This is a genomic window from Microbispora sp. H10670 (assembly GCF_014161385.1).
Lineage (GTDB): Bacteria > Actinomycetota > Actinomycetes > Streptosporangiales > Streptosporangiaceae > Microbispora > Microbispora triticiradicis.
Genome location: NZ_JABBWW010000006.1, coordinates 189,697 through 207,162 on the forward strand (window position 1 = coordinate 189,697; position 17,466 = coordinate 207,162).

14 protein-coding genes are annotated in these 17,466 nt (G+C 72.5%); 11 read left to right on the forward strand and 3 right to left on the reverse strand.

What is annotated here, in order from left to right; all coding sequences use genetic code 11:
• Window positions 1-84: 84 nt before the first annotated feature.
• From rffA to HHX33_RS11505, 4 genes are all read left to right on the forward strand, one after another.
• Window positions 85-1,239: a dTDP-4-amino-4,6-dideoxygalactose transaminase gene (rffA, locus tag HHX33_RS11490; protein WP_182874560.1), complete on the forward strand. Its 1,155-nt coding sequence runs from the start codon at window positions 85-87 to the stop codon at window positions 1,237-1,239.
• Window positions 1,240-1,241: 2 nt separating this feature from the next.
• The gene (locus HHX33_RS11495; protein ID WP_182874561.1) at window positions 1,242-1,796 is read left to right on the forward strand and encodes a GtrA family protein; all 555 of its coding nucleotides are present in this window, start codon (window positions 1,242-1,244) and stop codon (window positions 1,794-1,796) included.
• An 18-nt stretch (window positions 1,797-1,814) separates the two neighbouring features.
• Window positions 1,815-2,519, forward strand: a complete 705-nt coding sequence (locus tag HHX33_RS11500; RefSeq protein WP_182874562.1) for a class I SAM-dependent methyltransferase — start codon at window positions 1,815-1,817, stop codon at window positions 2,517-2,519.
• Window positions 2,520-2,837: 318 nt separating this feature from the next.
• Window positions 2,838-5,084: a hypothetical protein gene (locus HHX33_RS11505; protein WP_182874563.1), complete on the forward strand. Its 2,247-nt coding sequence runs from the start codon at window positions 2,838-2,840 to the stop codon at window positions 5,082-5,084.
• On the opposite strand, the gene HHX33_RS11510 is transcribed toward HHX33_RS11505, so the two are convergent.
• Window positions 5,051-5,767 carry a WbqC family protein gene (locus HHX33_RS11510; RefSeq protein ID WP_182874564.1) on the reverse strand — a complete coding sequence of 239 codons (717 nt, stop codon included), beginning with the start codon at window positions 5,765-5,767 and terminating at the stop codon, window positions 5,051-5,053. The two genes, HHX33_RS11505 and HHX33_RS11510, sit on opposite strands and share 34 nt — an antisense overlap.
• Window positions 5,764-6,738, reverse strand: a complete 975-nt coding sequence (locus HHX33_RS11515) for a glycosyltransferase family 2 protein (RefSeq protein ID WP_182874565.1) — start codon at window positions 6,736-6,738, stop codon at window positions 5,764-5,766. The genes HHX33_RS11510 and HHX33_RS11515 overlap by 4 nt, the downstream gene beginning before the upstream one ends.
• 243 nt (window positions 6,739-6,981) lie before the next feature.
• Between HHX33_RS11515 and HHX33_RS11520 the strand changes: the two genes are divergently transcribed.
• The 4 genes from HHX33_RS11520 to HHX33_RS11535 are packed head-to-tail and all read left to right on the forward strand — an operon-like array spanning window position 6,982 to window position 10,866.
• Complete coding sequence (locus HHX33_RS11520; RefSeq protein WP_182874566.1) at window positions 6,982-7,497, forward strand: GNAT family N-acetyltransferase; 516 nt, start codon at window positions 6,982-6,984, stop codon at window positions 7,495-7,497.
• 37 nt (window positions 7,498-7,534) lie between these two features.
• Window positions 7,535-8,602, forward strand: a complete 1,068-nt coding sequence (locus HHX33_RS11525; RefSeq protein WP_182874567.1) for a glucose-1-phosphate thymidylyltransferase — start codon at window positions 7,535-7,537, stop codon at window positions 8,600-8,602.
• Entirely contained in the window at window positions 8,599-9,576 is a 978-nt protein-coding gene (rfbB, locus tag HHX33_RS11530) for a dTDP-glucose 4,6-dehydratase (RefSeq protein ID WP_182874568.1), read from the forward strand. Before HHX33_RS11525 ends, rfbB begins: the two co-directional genes overlap by 4 nt.
• A 33-nt stretch (window positions 9,577-9,609) precedes the next feature.
• A complete protein-coding gene (locus HHX33_RS11535; protein WP_182874569.1) occupies window positions 9,610-10,866 on the forward strand; it encodes a nucleotide sugar dehydrogenase in 1,257 nt (418 codons plus the stop codon).
• 57 nt (window positions 10,867-10,923) lie between these two features.
• Here HHX33_RS11535 and HHX33_RS11540 read toward each other — a convergent pair whose 3' ends face one another.
• Window positions 10,924-11,751 (reverse strand): peptidoglycan recognition family protein, encoded by an 828-nt coding sequence (locus HHX33_RS11540; protein ID WP_259402351.1) that lies wholly within the window; start codon window positions 11,749-11,751, stop codon window positions 10,924-10,926.
• A 513-nt stretch (window positions 11,752-12,264) separates the two neighbouring features.
• On the opposite strand from HHX33_RS11540, the gene HHX33_RS11545 reads away from it, so the two are divergent.
• The 3 genes from HHX33_RS11545 (at window position 12,265) to HHX33_RS11555 (ending at window position 17,456) form a co-directional block, all read left to right on the forward strand.
• On the forward strand, window positions 12,265-13,635 hold the full coding sequence (locus HHX33_RS11545; protein ID WP_182874570.1) for an MFS transporter: 1,371 nt from the start codon (window positions 12,265-12,267) through the stop codon (window positions 13,633-13,635).
• Between the two features lie 291 nt (window positions 13,636-13,926).
• A complete protein-coding gene (locus tag HHX33_RS11550) occupies window positions 13,927-16,059 on the forward strand; it encodes a molybdopterin oxidoreductase family protein (RefSeq protein ID WP_259402352.1) in 2,133 nt (710 codons plus the stop codon).
• Window positions 16,056-17,456 carry an FAD-dependent oxidoreductase gene (locus HHX33_RS11555; protein ID WP_182874572.1) on the forward strand — a complete coding sequence of 467 codons (1,401 nt, stop codon included), beginning with the start codon at window positions 16,056-16,058 and terminating at the stop codon, window positions 17,454-17,456. Before HHX33_RS11550 ends, HHX33_RS11555 begins: the two co-directional genes overlap by 4 nt.
• Window positions 17,457-17,466 lie beyond the last annotated feature (10 nt).

Genomic DNA, 17,466 nt, shown 5'->3' on the forward strand with positions numbered 1-17,466 from the left:
GCCGCCGTAAGGGTTGCGCCATCATTCGCCAACCACGCGCGGCGGCGGCGGGGCGGGGACGCGGGGCCGTTGTTCACTACGGCGGTGAGCACAACCAGCCCGAAGGCCGTCCCCTTCAACCGGACCCACGTGGCGGACAACGAGCTCGCCTACCTCTCGGAGGCGGTACGCCAGGGGTTCACCTGCGGGGACGGGCCGTTCACCGAGCGGGCCGGCCGGCTTCTGTGCGAACTGACCGGCGCCGGCCGCGCCCTGCTGACGACCTCGTGCACGCACGCCCTGGAGATGTCGGCGATCCTGCTGGACCTGCGGCCCGGGGACGAGGTCCTCATGCCGTCGTTCACGTTCGTGTCGACCGCCAACGCCTACGCCCTGCGCGGGGCGGTGCCGGTGTTCGTGGACTGCCGGCCGGACACCCTGAACATCGACGAACGCCTGATCGAGGCCGCGATCACCGAGCGGACCAGGGCCGTGGTGGTCGTCCACTACGCCGGGGTGGGCTGTGAGATGGACGCGATCGGCGCGGTGACGCGACGTCACGGCCTGGCCCTGGTCGAGGACAACGCGCACGGGCTGGGCGGGCTCTACCGGGGCCGGCCCCTCGGGTCGTTCGGGCTCATGGCGACGCAGAGCTTCCACGCGACGAAGAACGTGCAGTGCGGGGAGGGGGGCGCCCTGCTCGTGAACGACGCCGCCCTCGCCGCGCGCGCCGAGATCATCCGCGAGAAGGGCACCGACCGCAGCCGGTTCTTCCGGGGACAGGTCGACAAGTACCAGTGGGTCGACATCGGGTCGAGCTACCTGCCCTCGGACGTCCTCGCCGCCATGCTGACCGCCCAGCTGGAGTCGTTCGACGCGATCCAGCGGCTGCGCCAGGCGGTGTGGCACGAGTATCACGAGAGTCTTGCGGAGTGGGCGGCCGAGAACGGGGTGGCGCAGCCGGCGGTCCCCGGCGACCGCGAGCATCCGGCGCACCTCTACCACCTGCTCCTGCCCGACCTGCGCAACCGGCAGGCGTTCATCGCCCACCTCGCGGCGCACGGCGTGCAGGCGGCGTTCCACTACCAGCCGCTGCACAGCTCTCCGGCCGGTCCGCGGCACGGCAGGGCTGCCCCCGGCGGCTGCCCGGTCACCGAGAACGTCGCGGACCGGCTCGTGCGGCTGCCGCTGTTCGCGGGTCTCGGCGAGGCCGGCGCGGCTCGTGTCGTCGACGCGGTACGCGGCTACGAGGTGCGCTGACGGTGCGCCGGAACACGGCCGGGTTCGCGCCGGGGCCCGCTCCGGGATCGGCTCCGGGACCCGCCCTCGGCCCGGGTCCGGGTCACGCTCCCCGGCCGTCCGCGGCCTACGGCGGCCGGCCCGCGAGGCTCCTTCACCTCGCGCGGCGGGTCCTGTCCGCGACGCTCGACCGGCGGCGCCTGCTCTACCTGGGCGGCGGCGCGCTGTCGGCCGTGGTGTACTACGCGATCCTCGGCGCTGAACTGGCCGCGCTCGGGCACCGGGTCCCGTACCTCCTCCTGATCGTGACCAGCCAGTTCGTCGCCTCGGTCGTCGTCTATCCGTGGTATCGGCTGATGGTCTTCCGCGTGTCCGGATCGTCCTGGGTGCTGGGCCACCTGCGGTTCTACGCCGTCGGGCTGGGCTTCCTGGCGGCGTCGGTCATCGGCGTTCCACTCCTGGTGGAGCTCGCCGGGATGCCGATCATGGTGGCGCAGGCGCTGGTCATCGTCGTGAACGTGCCGCTGGGCTACCTGGCGCACAGACTCTGGACGTTTCCGTCCCGGCGTAAGAACTGATCACTAGAAAGGCTGCTCATGGAGGCCACTGACATCCGCCGTACGGTCGAGCTGGAGGACCGGCACTGGTGGTATCGGGAGCGGCGCACCATGCTCGCCCGGGAGCTGAGGCGGCTCGGGCCGCCCGGCAGGGCGCTCGACATCGGCGCCGCGGGCGGCGGCAACACCCGCGTGCTGGTCGAGCACGGGTGGGACGCGCTGGCGGCCGACTACTCCGAGACCGCGGTCGAGCTGGCCGTACGGCGGGGCCTGCGGGCGATCCACGCCGACGCGTGCGACCTGCCGCTGCCTGGTGAGTCCTTCGGCCTCGTGCTCGCGTTCGACGTGCTGGAGCACATCGAGGACGACCACACGGCCGCCCGCGAGCTGGTGCGCGTGCTGCGGCCGGGTGGCCGGGCGCTGATCACGGTGCCGTGCGACATGGCCCTGTGGTCGGCGCACGACGTGGCATCGTGCCACTTCCGCCGGTACGCCCGGGAGGAGCTGGCCGCGCTGCTGCGCGGGGCAGGGCTGGTCGTCGACCGCATGTGGAGCTGGAACGTGCTGATGCGGCCGATCGTGGCCTGGCGCAGGAAGCGCATCGGCGGCTCCGACGTCACGGACGTGCCGCGCCTGGTCAACCTGGGGCTGGGCGCCGTGGTCGCGGCGGAGAGATATCTCCCCGTCAGATCGCTTCCGGGGGTCACCCTGGTCGTGCGGGCGCACCGTCCCGCGTCTTTCTGAGGCGATTCTCCATTCCCGCGTTCTCCGGCCGTAGCGCGGGACGCCGCAAAAGAATGTCAAGGACTCCGCCCGGAACGAGGTCTTGGGCGAATACGCGCCGCCGCCGCCGCGAGAATCGCACGCATGGCTGACACCTCGCCTCGGGAAATCCCTGTGACGGGCCCGTCCCGATCGCATGAGAAAACGCTGGTCCATCCGGCCGCGGAAGGCGCGGCCGGGGGAAACCCGCGGACCCGGAGCCCGCTCGGATCGCCGCAGGAACATATGGCCGACGCGCCGGCGAACGGCGCAACGGCGCGGCGGACGCTGGTGAGATGGGTGCCGGCCGTCGTGGTGCTCGCGCTGACGGCGGCCGCGCTGAGCCGCTACGGCGTCCGCGTCTCCGACACGGCCCGTTTCTGCGGCTACGTCGTCGTCTGTCTCGCGGTCCCGGGAACGCTGCTGGTCCGGGCCCTCTACCGGGGTGACCGCTCCCGGGGCGAGGAGGTCGCGCTCGGGCTGGCCCTCGGATACGCGCTGGAGGTGTTCGCCTACGTAGCGGCCAGGGCTGTGGGGGCGCCGCTGCTCGTCCTCGCCTGGCCGGTCGCGACGTACGCGGCCTTCCTCTTCGTGCCCCGCCTGCGGCGGCACTGGCGAAGCGCCCCCGCCACGGCCCGGTCGCCGATCTGGTGGTCCTGGTCGCTGGCCCTCGTCGTCGCCTACCTGGTGGTCTGGAGCGCGGTCACCTTCTTCCGCACGCAGGCCCTCACCTGGCCGGCGCTCGGGGCGTCGTACCCCGACATGCCCCTCCACCTGGCGTTCATCGGCGAGCTGCGGCACCACGTGCCCCCGACGATGCCGATCGTCGCCGGGGAGCCCCTGCCGTACCACTGGTTCGTCTACGCCCACTACGCGGCGGCGAGCTGGGTGACCGGCGTGGAGCCGCTGGTCCTGCTGTTCCGCCTCGGCATGCTGCCGATGATCGCCGCGCTCGTGGTCCTGCTGGGCCTGGCCGCCCGGCGCGTGATCGGGTCGCGGGCCGGAGCCCTGGCCGCCCTGGCCGCCGTCTTCCTCGTCGCGGCGCCGAACCTCTACATCGGCCCGGTCGGCGGGGCGCTGGTCTGGAAACCGGTCCAGTCCTGGTCGAGCCCCACGCAGACCTTCGGCGCACTGCTGTTCGTCCCGGTCTTCCTCCTGCTGAGCGATCTGCTGGAGAACCGGCGGCCGCTGCAGAACCGGCGGCGGGACCCGCGCGAGTGGCTCCTGCTCGGGATCTTCCTGGCCGCCGTCTTGGGAGCCAAGGCGACGTACCTGCCCCTGCTCACGGCGGGCCTCGCGGCGGTGGCCGTCGCCGGGACGGTGCGGCGCCGCCGCCCGGACGGCCCGGCCCTGGTCGCGCTGGGCATGAGCGCGGCCTGCCTGCTCTTCGCCCAGTTCGTCCTGTACGGCGGTGTGCGCGGGGGAACGACGGCCGCCCCGCTGTCCCTGATGCGCGTGACGTGGGGCGGCGTGACCGGCGACGGGAAGCCGCTCGCGGGGCCGGTGGCCACGGTCCTCGGGCTCACCCTCCTGTGCGTCCTGTCCGGAGCCGTCGCCTGGTGCGGGACGCTCGGCCTGCTCACCCGGCCCCGGGCGCTCGCCCGGCCCGCCGTCGTGCTGACCCTCGGCATGAGTTTGGCCGGGCTGGGCGTGGCGCTCTGCTTCGGGCATCCCGGCCTGTCGGAGATCTACTTCCTCCAGGCGCCCTATCCCTATCTGGCGATCGTCTCGGTCTACGGGCTCGTCACCGTCCTGCGGGGGCCGGGGACGTCGCCGCTGTCCGTCGTGTGCGCCGCCGTCGCCGGAGCCGTCGCCGCCTACTGCATCCGGATCCTGTGCGACGTGCGGGTCCCGCTGCCCGGCGGCGAGCCGCTCGGCGTGCTCGCCCTGCCGTACGCCGCCCTGCTGGCCTTCGTGGCGCTGACGGCGGTCGCGCTGGCCGCCGCTCGGCGCGCCGCGCTGCCCCCGTTGGCTCTCACGCTCGTGGTTACCTCGGCGTTCGCCGCGCCGGCCGCCTGGTTCACCCGGGTCCTTCCGGTGACGTACAAGGCCCCGGTGGTCGCGTCGGAGGACGCCGGCCGCGCGGTGCGGGCCCAGGCGATGCCGCGGGGCATCGTCACCGCCGCGCGGTGGCTGCGCGACCATTCCCGCCCCGGCGACGTCGTCGCGACGAACCTGCACTGCCGTCTCGGCGTCGACGGCCCCTGCGACAGCCGCGCGGCCTGGGTGTCGGCGCTGACCGAGCGGCGGGTGCTCGTCGAGGGATGGGCGTACGCGACGGCGAACCTGGACCGGTGGAGTCCGGGCCAGGTGCTCTGGTATCTGCCGTTCTGGGACCGCGAGCGGCTCCGGGCGAACGAGGCGCTGTTCGCCGCGCCCTCGGCGCGGGCTGCCCGGTCGCTGCGGGACCGTCGCGGGGTGCGCTGGCTGTTCGCGGACGAGCGGCTGACGGTCCCCGGCGCGAGGCTCGGAGACGCCGCCGCCCTGCGGTTCCGCTCCGGGGACTTCGCCGTCTACGAGATCGCCGGCCCGGCCGCGGGGCGCTGAGCGCTCTTGAGATACCGGGCGGCGGCGGGCCCGGTGTTGAAGATCAGGTCGAGCACGCTGACGTGGTGGTCGAACGGCGGGTGCGCCTGCGGATACTCCGGATAGCCGGAGTAGTCGAACCACCGGACCCCGATCCCGGCCCGGTCGAAGAGGCCCTCGTCCAGGTAGGCGCGGGCGGCCGGGCCGGTGAGGTACTCGTCGGCGCCCGCCTTGCGGCACAGGTCCACGAGCCGCTCGGTCCTGGCGCCCGTCGCGGCGTAGTCCTCGGCGCGGGTCAGCTGCGCCGGGATGCCGAGCAGGCCCAGCAGCCCTTCGAGGAAGTGCCGGTTGATGTCCGACAACCGGTCGTGGCGGCAGCCGAGGTAGAGCCGTTCGATCGCCGGCGCGACCGTCTCGAAGCAGGGAGCCTTGCGGTAGGTCTGCGCGAGCAGGAGCCAGTGCGCGCGGGGCCAGTCCGGGTCGCTCGCGACCACCTCGTTGATCAGGCGGCCGCGCGGGCCCCGCCGTACCGGGACGGACAGCCACTTCGGACCGGCAGCCGTCTTGACCAGGTTGCGGTTGCGCCAGTCCCTGTCGGTGTACTGCACGTCGTCGAACAGGATGAACTCGTCGACGTGGGCGATCAGGTCGAAGTACCCCTTCCAGGGGATGTAGTTCGACTGCACGACGGCGACCCGCTTCACGCGCTCCACCCCTCCGGGCCGCCCGTCACCGTCATCGGCTGCGCCGCGCCGCTCTCGGCCCGGCTGCGGACGATGTAGGTGGGGCGTCCCATCCTCTCGACGTGGATCCGGCCGAGATACTCCCCGATGATGCCGAGCGCGATCATCTGGGCGGACGCGAACAACGCGATCATCGACGCGGTCGAGGTGAAGCCCTTGACGGTGCTGTCGCCCGACCAGTACGTCCAGAGGAAGACCGTCAGCAGGACGATGCCGAACGCTCCGGTCAGCAGGCCGAAATAGGTCACCAGGCGCAGCGGGAGCGTGCTGTAGCCGACGAACACGCCGATCGCGTGGCGGACGAGCATCGCGGGCGTGTAGTTGGAGCGGCCGGCGTGCCGGCTGTCCATCCGTACCGGTACGGTGCCGACCCGGGTGGTCGCCCACGAGAAGGCGATGTCGATCTGCGTGTGCGGACCCCCGACGCCGTCCAGCGACTCCCGCAGAAAACTCCGGAAGGCGCGGAACGCGGAGATGTCCGCGCCGTTTTCCGCGCCGAACCGCCCGGAAAGACTACATTTCAGGGATTTGGAGGCGAAATCGCGAATTCGTCCGTGCGTCCCGCCGGTCGGCACGCCGTACACGATGTCGAGGCCGGGCTCCAGGCCCGCCAGGAGCCGGGGGATCTCCTCCGGCGGATGCTGCAGGTCGTCGTCCATCGTCACCATGACCTCGTAGCGCGCGCAGCGGATGCCCGCGACCAGGGCGTTGTGCTGCCCGTAGTTGCGGGCCAGCAGCACGGCGCGGACGCTGCCGTGCCGCTCGGCGAGGCCCTGGGCCACCTCCCACGTGTCGTCGGGCGAGCCGTCCACGACGAGCACGACCTCGAAGAGGCCCGCGGCGGTGGGCAGAACGGCGAGAAGCCGTTCCACCAGGGCCGGCAGCGTCCGGGCGGATCGGTAGCAGGGGATCACAACGGATACGTTGGTCATGGCGTCATTGTGATGAGCGGCTACCGGCCTCCTCGTGCCGCACATCCGAATTTGCGGGATATTGAGAAATCCGATCCGCACCTTTCACGCTCGTTCGCAATGTGGCCCGCCGGCTTCGCGCGGGTCCGCGCATAGCATTGGCGACTGGCGGGCGGCCGGATGCGATTCCCGCGGCCCCGCCCGGGAGAAAAGGCGCCGGACATTCCGTTCCTTCCGCGCGGCTCCCGTATGTGAGGGGAGATCATGGACGTCACATTGAGGCCGGTCCGCGAGGCGGACCTCGACGTTTTCGAAGCGGAACGGGCGACGCCCGAGGCGCGGGGCGAGTTCCAGTGGTACGGATACCGCCACTCCGGCGCGCTGCGCCGGCGGTTCGCGGACGACGGCCTGCTCGGCGACGACTACGGGCGGCTCGCCGTCGACTCCGGCGGGGACACCGCCGGGTGGGTGGCCTGGTGGAAGACGGCCTGGGGGCCCGAGACGACGTGCTGGTGCTGGACGATCGGGATCTGCGTCTTCACGGGCTTCCGCAACCGCGGCATCGGCACCGAGGCGCAGCGCCTGCTGGCGGACTACCTGTTCGCGCACACCCGGGCCGAGCGCCTCCAGTGCTTCGCCGACGTGGCCAACATCGGCGAGCAGCGCGCGGTGGAGAAGATCGGGTTCACCCGTGAGGGCGTCCTGCGGCGGGCCCAGTGGCGCGACGGCGGCTGGCACGACCAGGTCCTCTACTCGCTGCTCCGCGGTGAGCCGCGATGAGCCGCCCACGGGGTGTCGCGGAAGGACGCGGACAGCGGTGAAGGCACTCGTCCTGGCGGGCGGCAAGGGCACGAGGCTGCGCCCGCTGACCCACACCTCCGCCAAGCAGCTCGTCCCCGTCGCCAACAAGCCCGTGCTCTTCTACGGGCTGGAGGCGATCAGGGACGCCGGCATCACCGACGTGGGGATCATCGTCGGCGACACGGGCCGGGAGGTCCGCGCGGCCGTCGGCGACGGATCCGCGTTCGGGCTCGACGTCACCTACATCCCCCAGGAGGCGCCGCTCGGGCTGGCGCACTGCGTCCTCGTCGCGCGGGAGTTCCTGGCCGGCGAGCCGTTCGTCATGTACCTGGGCGACAACTTCCTGGTCGGCGGCATCCGCGGCCTGGTCGACGCCTTCCGCGCCGAGGAGTGCGACGCCCGCATCCTGCTCACCCGGGTGGCCGAGCCGCAGTTCTACGGAGTGGCCGAACTCGGCCCGGACGGGGAGATCGTCGCGCTGGAGGAGAAGCCCGAGCACCCGCGCAGCGACCTCGCGATCGTCGGGGTGTACACGTTCTCGCCCGCGATCCACGAGGCCGTCCGCGCGATCGGGCCGTCCGCGCGGGGCGAGCTGGAGATCACCGACGCGATCAAGTGGCTCATCGACGGCGGGCACCGCGTGCGGTCCCACTTCGTCACCGGCTACTGGCGCGACACCGGCCGCCTGCAGGACATGCTGGAGTGCAACCGCATCGTGCTGGAGGCGGTCGAGCCCGGCGTCGCGGGGACCGTGGACGGGCTGTCGGAGGTGACCGGGCGGGTGGTGATCGCTCCCGGCGCCGTGGTGGAGGGCTCGGTCATCCGCGGCCCGGTGGTGATCGGCGCCGACACCAAGATCATCGGTTCGTACGTCGGGCCGTACACCTCGATCGGCGAGGGCTGCGTGATCGAGGACGCCGAGGTGGACTACAGCATCGTGCTGGCCGACTCGGCCGTCCGCGGCGTCCGGGGCATGACCCACTCGCTGATCGGCCGCAACGCGGAGGTCACGAAGGCGACCGGGGTGCCCAACGCCTACCAGCTCATGATCGGAGACCACAGCAAGGTGCAGGTGCGCGCGTGAGGATCCTCGTCGCCGGCGCGGCCGGCTTCATCGGCTCCCACTACGTCCGCTCGCTGCTGTCGGGCGCCTACCCCGGGTACGAGGACGCCCGGGTCACGGTGCTGGACAAGCTCACCTACGCCGGCAACCCGGCCAACCTCGCCCCGGTGGAGACCCGCCCCGCCTTCACGTTCGCGCGCGGCGACGTCTGCGACGCGGCGCTGCTGCGCGAGCTGGTCCCCGGGCACGACGTGGTCGTGAACTTCGCCGCCGAGACCCACGTCGACCGGTCGATCAGCGGCGCGGGCGACTTCGTGACGACCAACGTGCTGGGCACGCAGCGGCTGCTGCAGGCCGCCCTGGAGGCGGGCGTGCGCACGTTCGTCCAGGTGTCCACCGACGAGGTGTACGGCTCGGCCGACGAGGGGACGTGGACGGAGGCGGAGCCGCTGCTGCCGAACTCGCCCTACTCGGCCGCCAAGGCCGGGGCCGACCTGCTCTGCCGCGCCTACCACCGCACGTACGGGATGGACGTCCGGGTGACCAGGTGCTCCAACAACTACGGGCCGTACCAGTATCCGGAGAAGGTCGTCCCGCTGTTCGTCACCAACCTGATCGACGGGCGTCCCGTGCCGGTGTACGGCGACGGCGGCAACGTGCGGGAGTGGCTGCACGTGGACGACCACTGCCGGGGCGTCCAGCTCGTGCTGGACAAGGGGGAGCCCGGCGAGGTCTACAACATCGGCGGCGGCGTCGAGCTGAGCAACCTCGATCTCACCCGCCGGATCCTCGACGCCTTCGGCGCCGGATGGGAGATGGTCGAGCACGTACCCGACCGGCCGGGGCACGACCGGCGGTACGCGCTCGACAGCGGAAAGATCCGGGCCATCGGCTACGAGCCCCTGACGGGGTTCGACGAGGGGCTCGCGGACGTCGTGCGCTGGTATCGGGACCACCAGGACTGGTGGCGCCCGCTCGTGAACCGCCGCGGCTGAGACATCGTAACTGCCAGGGGACGGGGGTCCTTGATGGAGAAACTGGTCGTGGTGGGGCAGGGGTACGTCGGCCTGCCGCTGGCGGTCCGCGCGGTGCGGGCCGGGTTCGACGTGGTGGGCGTCGAGGTGGACGAGCTGCGGGTCAAGCGGCTCAACGCCGGTCAGTCGTACGTCGAGGACGTCGGCGACGACGCGCTCGCCGCCGCCCACGGGACGGGCCGCTACCGGGCCAGCGCGGACTACGCCGACGCCGACGGCTTCGACGTCTGTGTGATCACCGTGCCGACGCCGCTGACCGACGGCGTGCCCGATCTCAGCCACATCGCGTCGGCCGGCCGGTCGCTCGCCCCATATCTGCGGCCGGGCGCGACCGTGGTGCTGGAGTCGACCACCTATCCGGGGACGACGGAGGAGTACCTGCGCCCGATTTTGGAGGAGGGGTCGGGCCTGCGCGCTCCCGGCGACTTCCACCTCGGCTACAGCCCGGAGCGGATCGACCCCGGCAACGCGCGGTGGCGCCTGGAGAACACGCCGAAGGTCGTCTCCGGCCTCGACGACGCCGCCCTCGCGCGGGTCCGCGCCTTCTACGAGGCCGTCGTCGAGCGCGTCGTCCCCGTGTCCTCGCCGCAGGTGGCCGAGTTGTGCAAGCTCCTGGAGAACACCTTCAGGCACGTCAACATCGCCCTGGTCAACGAGCTGTCGGTCTTCGCCAGGCAGCTCGGCATCGACGTGTGGGAGGCCATCGACGCCGCCTCGTCCAAGCCGTTCGGCTACATGCGCTTCACCCCGGGGCCGGGGGTCGGCGGCCACTGCCTGCCGATCGACCCGTCGTACCTGTCCTGGAAGGTCAAGCGCAGTCTGGGGCACAACTTCCGGTTCGTGGAGCTGGCCAACGACGTCAACGACCACATGCCCGCGCACGTCGTCGACCGGCTGGTGCTGGCGCTGAACGACCGGCGCAAGGCCGTGAACGGCAGCCGCGTCCTCCTGCTCGGCCTGTCGTACAAGAAGAACACCGGCGACTGCCGCGAGTCTCCCGCGCTGGAGGTGGCGAGGCTCCTGCGCAGGCTGGGCGCGCGGGTGTACGCGGCGGATCCGCACGTCGACCTCGCGTTCGTGGCCGAGGGGGTGGCGATCGCCGAGCCGTCGGCGCGGGAGGCGGCCGCGGCCGACGCCGTCGTGATCCTCACCGACCACGACTGCTTCGACTACGAGATGATCCGGCGCGAGAGCGCCTTCGTCCTCGACACCCGCAACCGCTGCCGGGGACCCAACGTCGAGCGGCTCTGACGCGGCGCCGCCGCCCCGGCCCGCCGCCACGAGAGCGGGCCGGGGCGGCGGCGCCGGTCAGAGGACGCGGGGGTGCCGGGTCAGGTCGTGCGGGCCGACCGCCGGGCCGTGCTCGAACGGCAGGTCGCCGACGAGCGCCACACCCTCGCCGTGGCCGTCGGGGGAGCCGTCCGGCGGCGCCGGCCACGGCGGCGCGGCGGCGAGGCGGCGGGGCGCCCGGCCGCCCAGGCGGCGCGCAACGTCGGCCCGCAGCTGCGGCAGGTACGCGTAGAGGCGGTCGCCCGGGCAGGCGGTCCGGTTGAGGTCGCGGTGGCCGACGATCGCCACGCGCGGGTCGAGCTCGTACGCGTCGCACAGCCACGCCAGCAGCGAGGTCAGCGCGGCCAGCTGCCGGGCGGGCGGCAGGCAGGAGGTGTAGGTTCCCTCCGTCTCGACGCCCAGCGTGTGGTCGTTGTGGTCGGCCGCCTGCGCCCCCAGCACGTGCCTGCCCGCCTCGACGGCCGGCAGGGAGCGGTTGCGGCCCTCCATGACGTAGCCGCCCCGGCTGACCGTGAACTGCTCGCCGATGTCCTCCCAGCCGTTGCGCCGCATGTGGTAGCGCTGGATCGCCCGGGACAGCCGGAAGGCCGCCTCCAGGTCTGTCGCGCCGGTGTTCGCCGTCGCTGTGTGGTGGACGACGAGCCGGTCGGGGACCCGGTCGAGCACCTCGGCCTTGCTCGCGGGCGGGTCGGCCTGCCACTCCGAGCGGGTGTACACGCGCGGGCGCCGGGGGCCGCGGGCCGCCAGGGCGGGCCCGGCCAGTGAGGTGATCCCGCCCTGGGCGGACAGCAGCGCCACGGACAGGTACGCCGACGACAGGAACGCGCGACGCGAGATCGCTGGCAAACGTCCTCCCGGGTGGGCGCGGGCCCACGCGGGCCCGCATCAGGCGGGAGGCGGCTTCGGTATCCCCGTCCGCCACCGCGGATATTCCTGCCGCCGGGAAACCGGTCACATGTCAACCGAAATGTCTGTGCCATCCCGGTGGCGGAAACGGCGCACCCCGGTCACGAAACGGCAGTCCCGTGATCACGGGAATGTCGTGAAATGGCCACACGAGGTGCTCGGTCGCGGGAGCGCTGACCTTCGTGACGGCGTGCGACCGGCCCGCGCGCGGAGCCGGGCGGCACGGGTGCGGGCGGCGACACGCGGCCTTAACGCGGACTCCCGCGCGGGCGACCGGTCGTTAACGCGGTGTTGCGTCCGTTATGCCTGTGGATTGCATGTTTCCGGGGTGCGGCACATGTAACGACCGCACGATCACACATCGTCAAGGTGCGTAACGACCCCTTCCTAGCGTCGGTACCGGTTCCCAGCTGAGAAAGACGCCCCCAGCTGACACGAGACGCAGGAGGAACGATGACCGTGACGCAGGCGGCGAACACGGCTACCGGCGAACCCGGGAAGGGCCGGTGGATCGGTGACTGGCGACCGGACGATCCCGCGTTCTGGGAGAGCACCGGGAAGAAGACGGCCCGGCGCAATCTGGTGTTCTCGATCCTGGCCGAGCATCTGGGCTTCACGCTGTGGACCGTCTGGAGCATCGTCGCCGTCAAGCTCGGCGCCTACAAGTTCTCCACCGACCAGCTGTTCTGGATCGTCTCCCTGCCCAACCTCGTCGGCTCCGCGCTGCGCATCCCGTACACCTTCGCCCCCGCGCGGTTCGGCGGGCGCAACTGGACGGTGGTCAGCGCGCTGCTGCTGCTGGTGCCGGCGGTGCTGCTGGCGGTCGCGGTGAACGACCCGGGCACGCCCTACTGGGCGTTCCTCGCCATCGCGGCGACGGCCGGGGTCGGCGGCGGCAACTTCGCCTCCAGCATGGCCAACATCACCTACTTCTACCCGCAGAGCAGGCAGGGTGCGGCCCTCGGCCTGAACGCCGCGGGCGGCAACATCGGCGTCAGCTCGGTGCAGCTGCTGATGCCGCTGGTCATCGGGGGCTTCGGGCTCGCCGCGGCCGGACTGTTCTGGGTGCCGTTCATCCTGCTCGCCGCCGCCGGCGCGTACTTCTTCATGAACAACCTCACCTCCGCCAAGGCCGAGCCGAGGGAGATGGTCAAGGCGGCCGGCCGGGCCCAGACGTGGATCATGGCGCTCCTCTACATCGGCACGTTCGGCTCGTTCATCGGCTACTCGACGGCCTTCCCGCTGCTGATCAAGTCGCAGTTCGCCGAGCACGCCTCGATGGTCTCGCTGGCGTTCCTCGGCCCGCTGGTCGGCTCGGTCATCCGGCCGGTCGGCGGCTGGCTGTCGGACCGCCTCGGCGGGGCTGCGGTCACGTTCTGGAACTTCGCCGCGATGATCGGCGCGGTGCTCCTCGTGTGGCAGGCCATGTCCGTCCACAACTTCGCGCTGTTCTTCGTGGCCTTCATGCTGCTGATCGGCACCGCCGGCGTCGGCAACGGCTCCACGTACCGGATGATCCCGGCCATCTTCCGCGCCAAGGCCGTCGCGGGCGTCGAGCCCGGCACGCCCGAGTTCGAGGAGGCGCTGCGCACCGGCAAGCGCGACGCGTCGGCGGCCATCGGCTTCATCTCCGCGATCGGCGCGTTCGGCGGCTTCTTCATCAACCGCGGGTTCGGCAGCTCCATCGCCGCCACGGGCGGCGCGGGAGCGGCCCTGGTCGCCTTCGCCGCCTTCTACGCGCTGTGCTTCGCCGTCACCTGGTTCTGCTACATGCGGACCCTCGGCGCGAAGGCGGCCCCCAGCCTGGCGGCGGCCCGCGTCTGAGCCGGCCGGTCCGAGCGGGCCCGTCTGAGCGGGCCCGTCCGAGCAGGGTCCGGACCCCACCCCCCCCGCGGGCGCCCGTGCGGCGCCCGCTCTTTTCCGCCGTACGTCTCACCGGCGGCGAAAGCACAAGTGAGCTCCGGAGACGACGAGGTCTCTCACCACGCCGCGATCGCCGAAGTTAGCGCGGTTGGCGCCTTGTAGCACAGCGGTAACAGAAGGGACCCAGCGGTGAAACCGCCTGTACCCACCATCGGATCCATGCCGATCTCACTGCACGCTCCAGGTCCTGTGATGTCACAGGTCCACGGGGACACCACAGTGGGCTCGGCCACGCACTGCCCCTACTGCGCCCTGCAGTGCGGCATGTACGTCGCCAACGGCGAGATCACCCCGAGAGAGGACATCCCGGCCAACTCCGGCGGCCTGTGCCAGAAGGGCTGGACGGCGGCCGAACTGCTGACCTCACCCGAACGGATCACCACCCCGCTGCTCCACGGGAAGCCGGTGACCTGGGAGGAGGCGCTCGACTACACCGCCGGCCGCCTCCGGGCCATCCGGGCCGAGCACGGGCCGGACGCCGTGGCGGTCTTCGGCGGCGGCGGGCTGACCAACGAGAAGGCCTACCAGCTCGGCAAGTTCGCCCGGGTGGCGCTGCGGACCAGCCAGATCGACTACAACGGCAGGTTCTGCATGTCCTCGGCGGCGGCCGCCGTCAACCGCGCCTTCGGGATGGACCGCGGCCTGCCGTTCCCCATCACCGACATCGGCCGGGCGGACGCCGTGCTGCTCGCCGGGGGGAACGTCGCCGAGACCATGCCCCCCTTCGTGCGGCACCTGACCGCGATGCGGTCCCGGGGCGGCCGGCTCGTCGTGATCGACCCCCGCCTCACGCAGACCGCCCGGCTGGCCGACCTGCACCTGCAGGCCACCCCCGGCACCGACCTCGCGCTGGCGCTGGGCCTGCTGCACATCGCGGTCGCCGAGGGCCACGCCGACCTCGGCTACCTCGCCGCGCGCACCACCGGATTCGAGGCCGTGCGCGCCTCCGTGTCGGCCTGGTGGCCCGAACGGGTGGAGCGCGTCACCGGCGTCCCCGTCGCCCAGATGCGCGAGGCCGTACGCATCCTCGGCGAGGCCGGGCGCGCGATGATCCTGACCGGCCGGGGCGCGGAACAGCACGCCAAGGGCACCGACACCGTCACCGCGTTCGTCAACCTGGCGCTCACCCTCGGCCTGCCGGGCCGGGAGGGCTCCGGGTACGGCTGCGTGACCGGCCAGGGCAACGGCCAGGGCGGCCGGGAGCACGGCCAGAAGGCCGACCAGCTCCCCGGCTACCGGAAGATCGACGACCCGGCGGCGCGGGCGCACGTCGCGGCCGTGTGGGGCGTCGACCCCGCCGATCTGCCCGGACCCGGCAGGTCGGCGTACGAACTGCTCGACGCGCTCGGCACTCCGGAGGGGCCGAGGGCGCTGCTGCTGTTCGGTTCCAACCCCGTCGTCTCCGCGCCGCGCGCCGGGCACGTGACGGAGCGGCTGGCCGCGCTGGACCTGCTCGTCGTCGCCGACTTCGTGCTGTCGGAGACCGCGGCGATGGCCGACGTCGTGCTCCCCACGACCCAGTGGGCCGAGGAGTCGGGCACGATGACCAACCTGGAGGGCCGGGTGCTGCTGCGCCGCCAGGCCGCGGCACCGCCGCCGGGCGCGCGCAGCGACCTGCGGATCCTCGGCGGGCTCGCCGAGCGGCTCGGCTGCGGCGAGAAGTTCCCCGCCGACCCGCGCACGGTCTTCGACGAGCTGCGCCGGGCCTCCGCCGGAGGTATCGCCGACTACTCCGGCATCACCTACGAGCGGATCGCGGCCGAGACCGGCGTGTTCTGGCCCTGCCCCGCCACCGAGACCGCGCCCGAGACAGAGACCGAGACAGGGACAGCGACCGAGGCCGGGCCCCACCCGGGGACGCCGCGGCCCTTCCTGGACCGCTTCGCCACCCCGGACGGCCGGGCCCGCATGGTGCCGGTGGACCACCGCCCGCCCGCCGAGGACGTGGACGAGGAGTTCCCCCTCTACCTGACCTCCGGGCGGGTGCTCGCCCACTACCAGTCGGGGGCGCAGACGCGCCGCATCCGGTCGCTCAACCAGGTCGCGCCGGAGGTCTTCGTGGAGGTGCACCCCGACCTCGCCGAACGGCTGAACGTCGCGCCCGGCGACCGCGTGCGGGTGCGCAGCCGCCGGGGCGCCGCCGAGGCGGTGGCCCGCGTCAACGCCTCGATCCGGCCCGACACCGTGTTCATGCCGTTCCACTGGGAGGGCGTCAACCTGCTCACCAACCCGGCGCTCGACCCGATGTCGCGGATGCCGGAGTTCAAGGTCTGCGCCGCCGCTCTCGAACGGTGCACCGGCGAGGATATGGAGCGTGACGCGTGAGGCTCGTCGTGGTGGGGAACGGCATGGCCGGCGCGCGTCTCGTGAGCGAGGTGCGCGCCCGGGACCGGCACGTCAAGATCACCGTGTTCGGCGCCGAGGCCTGGCAGCCGTACAACCGGGTGCTGCTGTCGAACGTGGTGGCGGGCACGTCGCGGCCGGACCAGGTCCGGCTGCTCGGCCCCCGCTGGCACGCCGAGCACAACGTCACCGCGCACCTCGGCGTCGAGGTCACCGCGATCGACCGGGACGCCCGGACCGTCGTCGCGGCCGACGGGACGCGCGAGCCGTACGACGTGCTCGTGCTGGCCACGGGCAGCGAGCCGGTGATCCCGGCGATCCCCGGCGTGGAGCGGGCGACCGCGTTCCGCACGCTGGACGACTGCGACCGCATCAGGGAGGCCGCCGCGAGCGCGCGCAGCGCGGTCGTGATCGGCGGCGGGCTGCTCGGCATCGAGGCCGCGCGCGGGCTGGCCGGCCGGGGTGTCCCGGTGACGCTGCTGCACGTGCGCGACCACCTGATGGAGCGCCAGCTCGACGCGGAGGCCGGGCTCATCCTCCGCGAGACGCTCGGCTCGCTCGGCGTCGCCATCCGCACCGGCGTCACCGTGACCGCTGTGCGGGAGCGGCACGTGGAGCTGGCGGGAGAGGAACTGGTCGACGCCGACCTGGTGGTGGTCGCCTGCGGCGTGCGCCCGGTCGTCGGCCTCGCCCGCGACGCGGGGCTGGAGGTCGAGCGCGCCGTCGTCGTCGACGACGAGCTGCGCACGGACGACCCGTCGATCTTCGCCATCGGCGAGTGCGCGCAGCACGCGGGCCGGGTCTACGGCCTGGTGGCGCCGGCCTGGGAGCAGGCGTCGGTGCTCGCCGACCTGCTGACCGGGGCAGACAAGGGCGCCCGCTACCGGGGCTCGCGGCTGGTCACCCGGCTGAAGGCCAAGAGCGTCGAGCTCGCGGCGATGGGGGAGACCCACCTGACCGACGAGGAGGCGGAGATCGTCCGCTTCTCCCACCGGCACAAGGGCACCTACCGCAAGCTCGTCATCCGCGACGGCCGGCTGGTCGGCGCGATCCTGCTGGGCGAGACCTCCGCCGTGGGCACGCTCACCCAGCTGTTCGACCGGGGCGGGCCGCTCCCGGGCGACCGGACCGGCCTGCTGTTCCCCGGCGTGGGCGCCGCGGCGACGGCCGACAACCCGACCCGGATGCCGGACTCGGCCCGGGTCTGCCAGTGCAACAACGTGACGAAGGGCCAGATCAGGGCGTGCTGGGAGTCCGGCGCGCGTGACGTGGAGGCCGTAGCCGCCGCGACGAGGGCCACCACCGGGTGCGGCGGCTGCCGCGACGCGGTCGAGGGCATCGTCGGCTGGTTGTGTGAGCAGGAAGGCGTGAGCGCATGAAGGTACGTCA

Coding starts and splice junctions, on each gene's coding strand:
- HHX33_RS11550 (WP_259402352.1), top strand. CDS start 13,927: ATGTCACAGGTCCACGGGGACACCACAGTGGGCTCGGCCACGCACTGC.
- HHX33_RS11515 (WP_182874565.1), bottom strand. CDS start 6,738: ATGACCAACGTATCCGTTGTGATCCCCTGCTACCGATCCGCCCGGACG.
- HHX33_RS11545 (WP_182874570.1), top strand. CDS start 12,265: ATGACCGTGACGCAGGCGGCGAACACGGCTACCGGCGAACCCGGGAAG.
- HHX33_RS11535 (WP_182874569.1), top strand. CDS start 9,610: ATGGAGAAACTGGTCGTGGTGGGGCAGGGGTACGTCGGCCTGCCGCTG.
- HHX33_RS11500 (WP_182874562.1), top strand. CDS start 1,815: ATGGAGGCCACTGACATCCGCCGTACGGTCGAGCTGGAGGACCGGCAC.
- HHX33_RS11520 (WP_182874566.1), top strand. CDS start 6,982: ATGGACGTCACATTGAGGCCGGTCCGCGAGGCGGACCTCGACGTTTTC.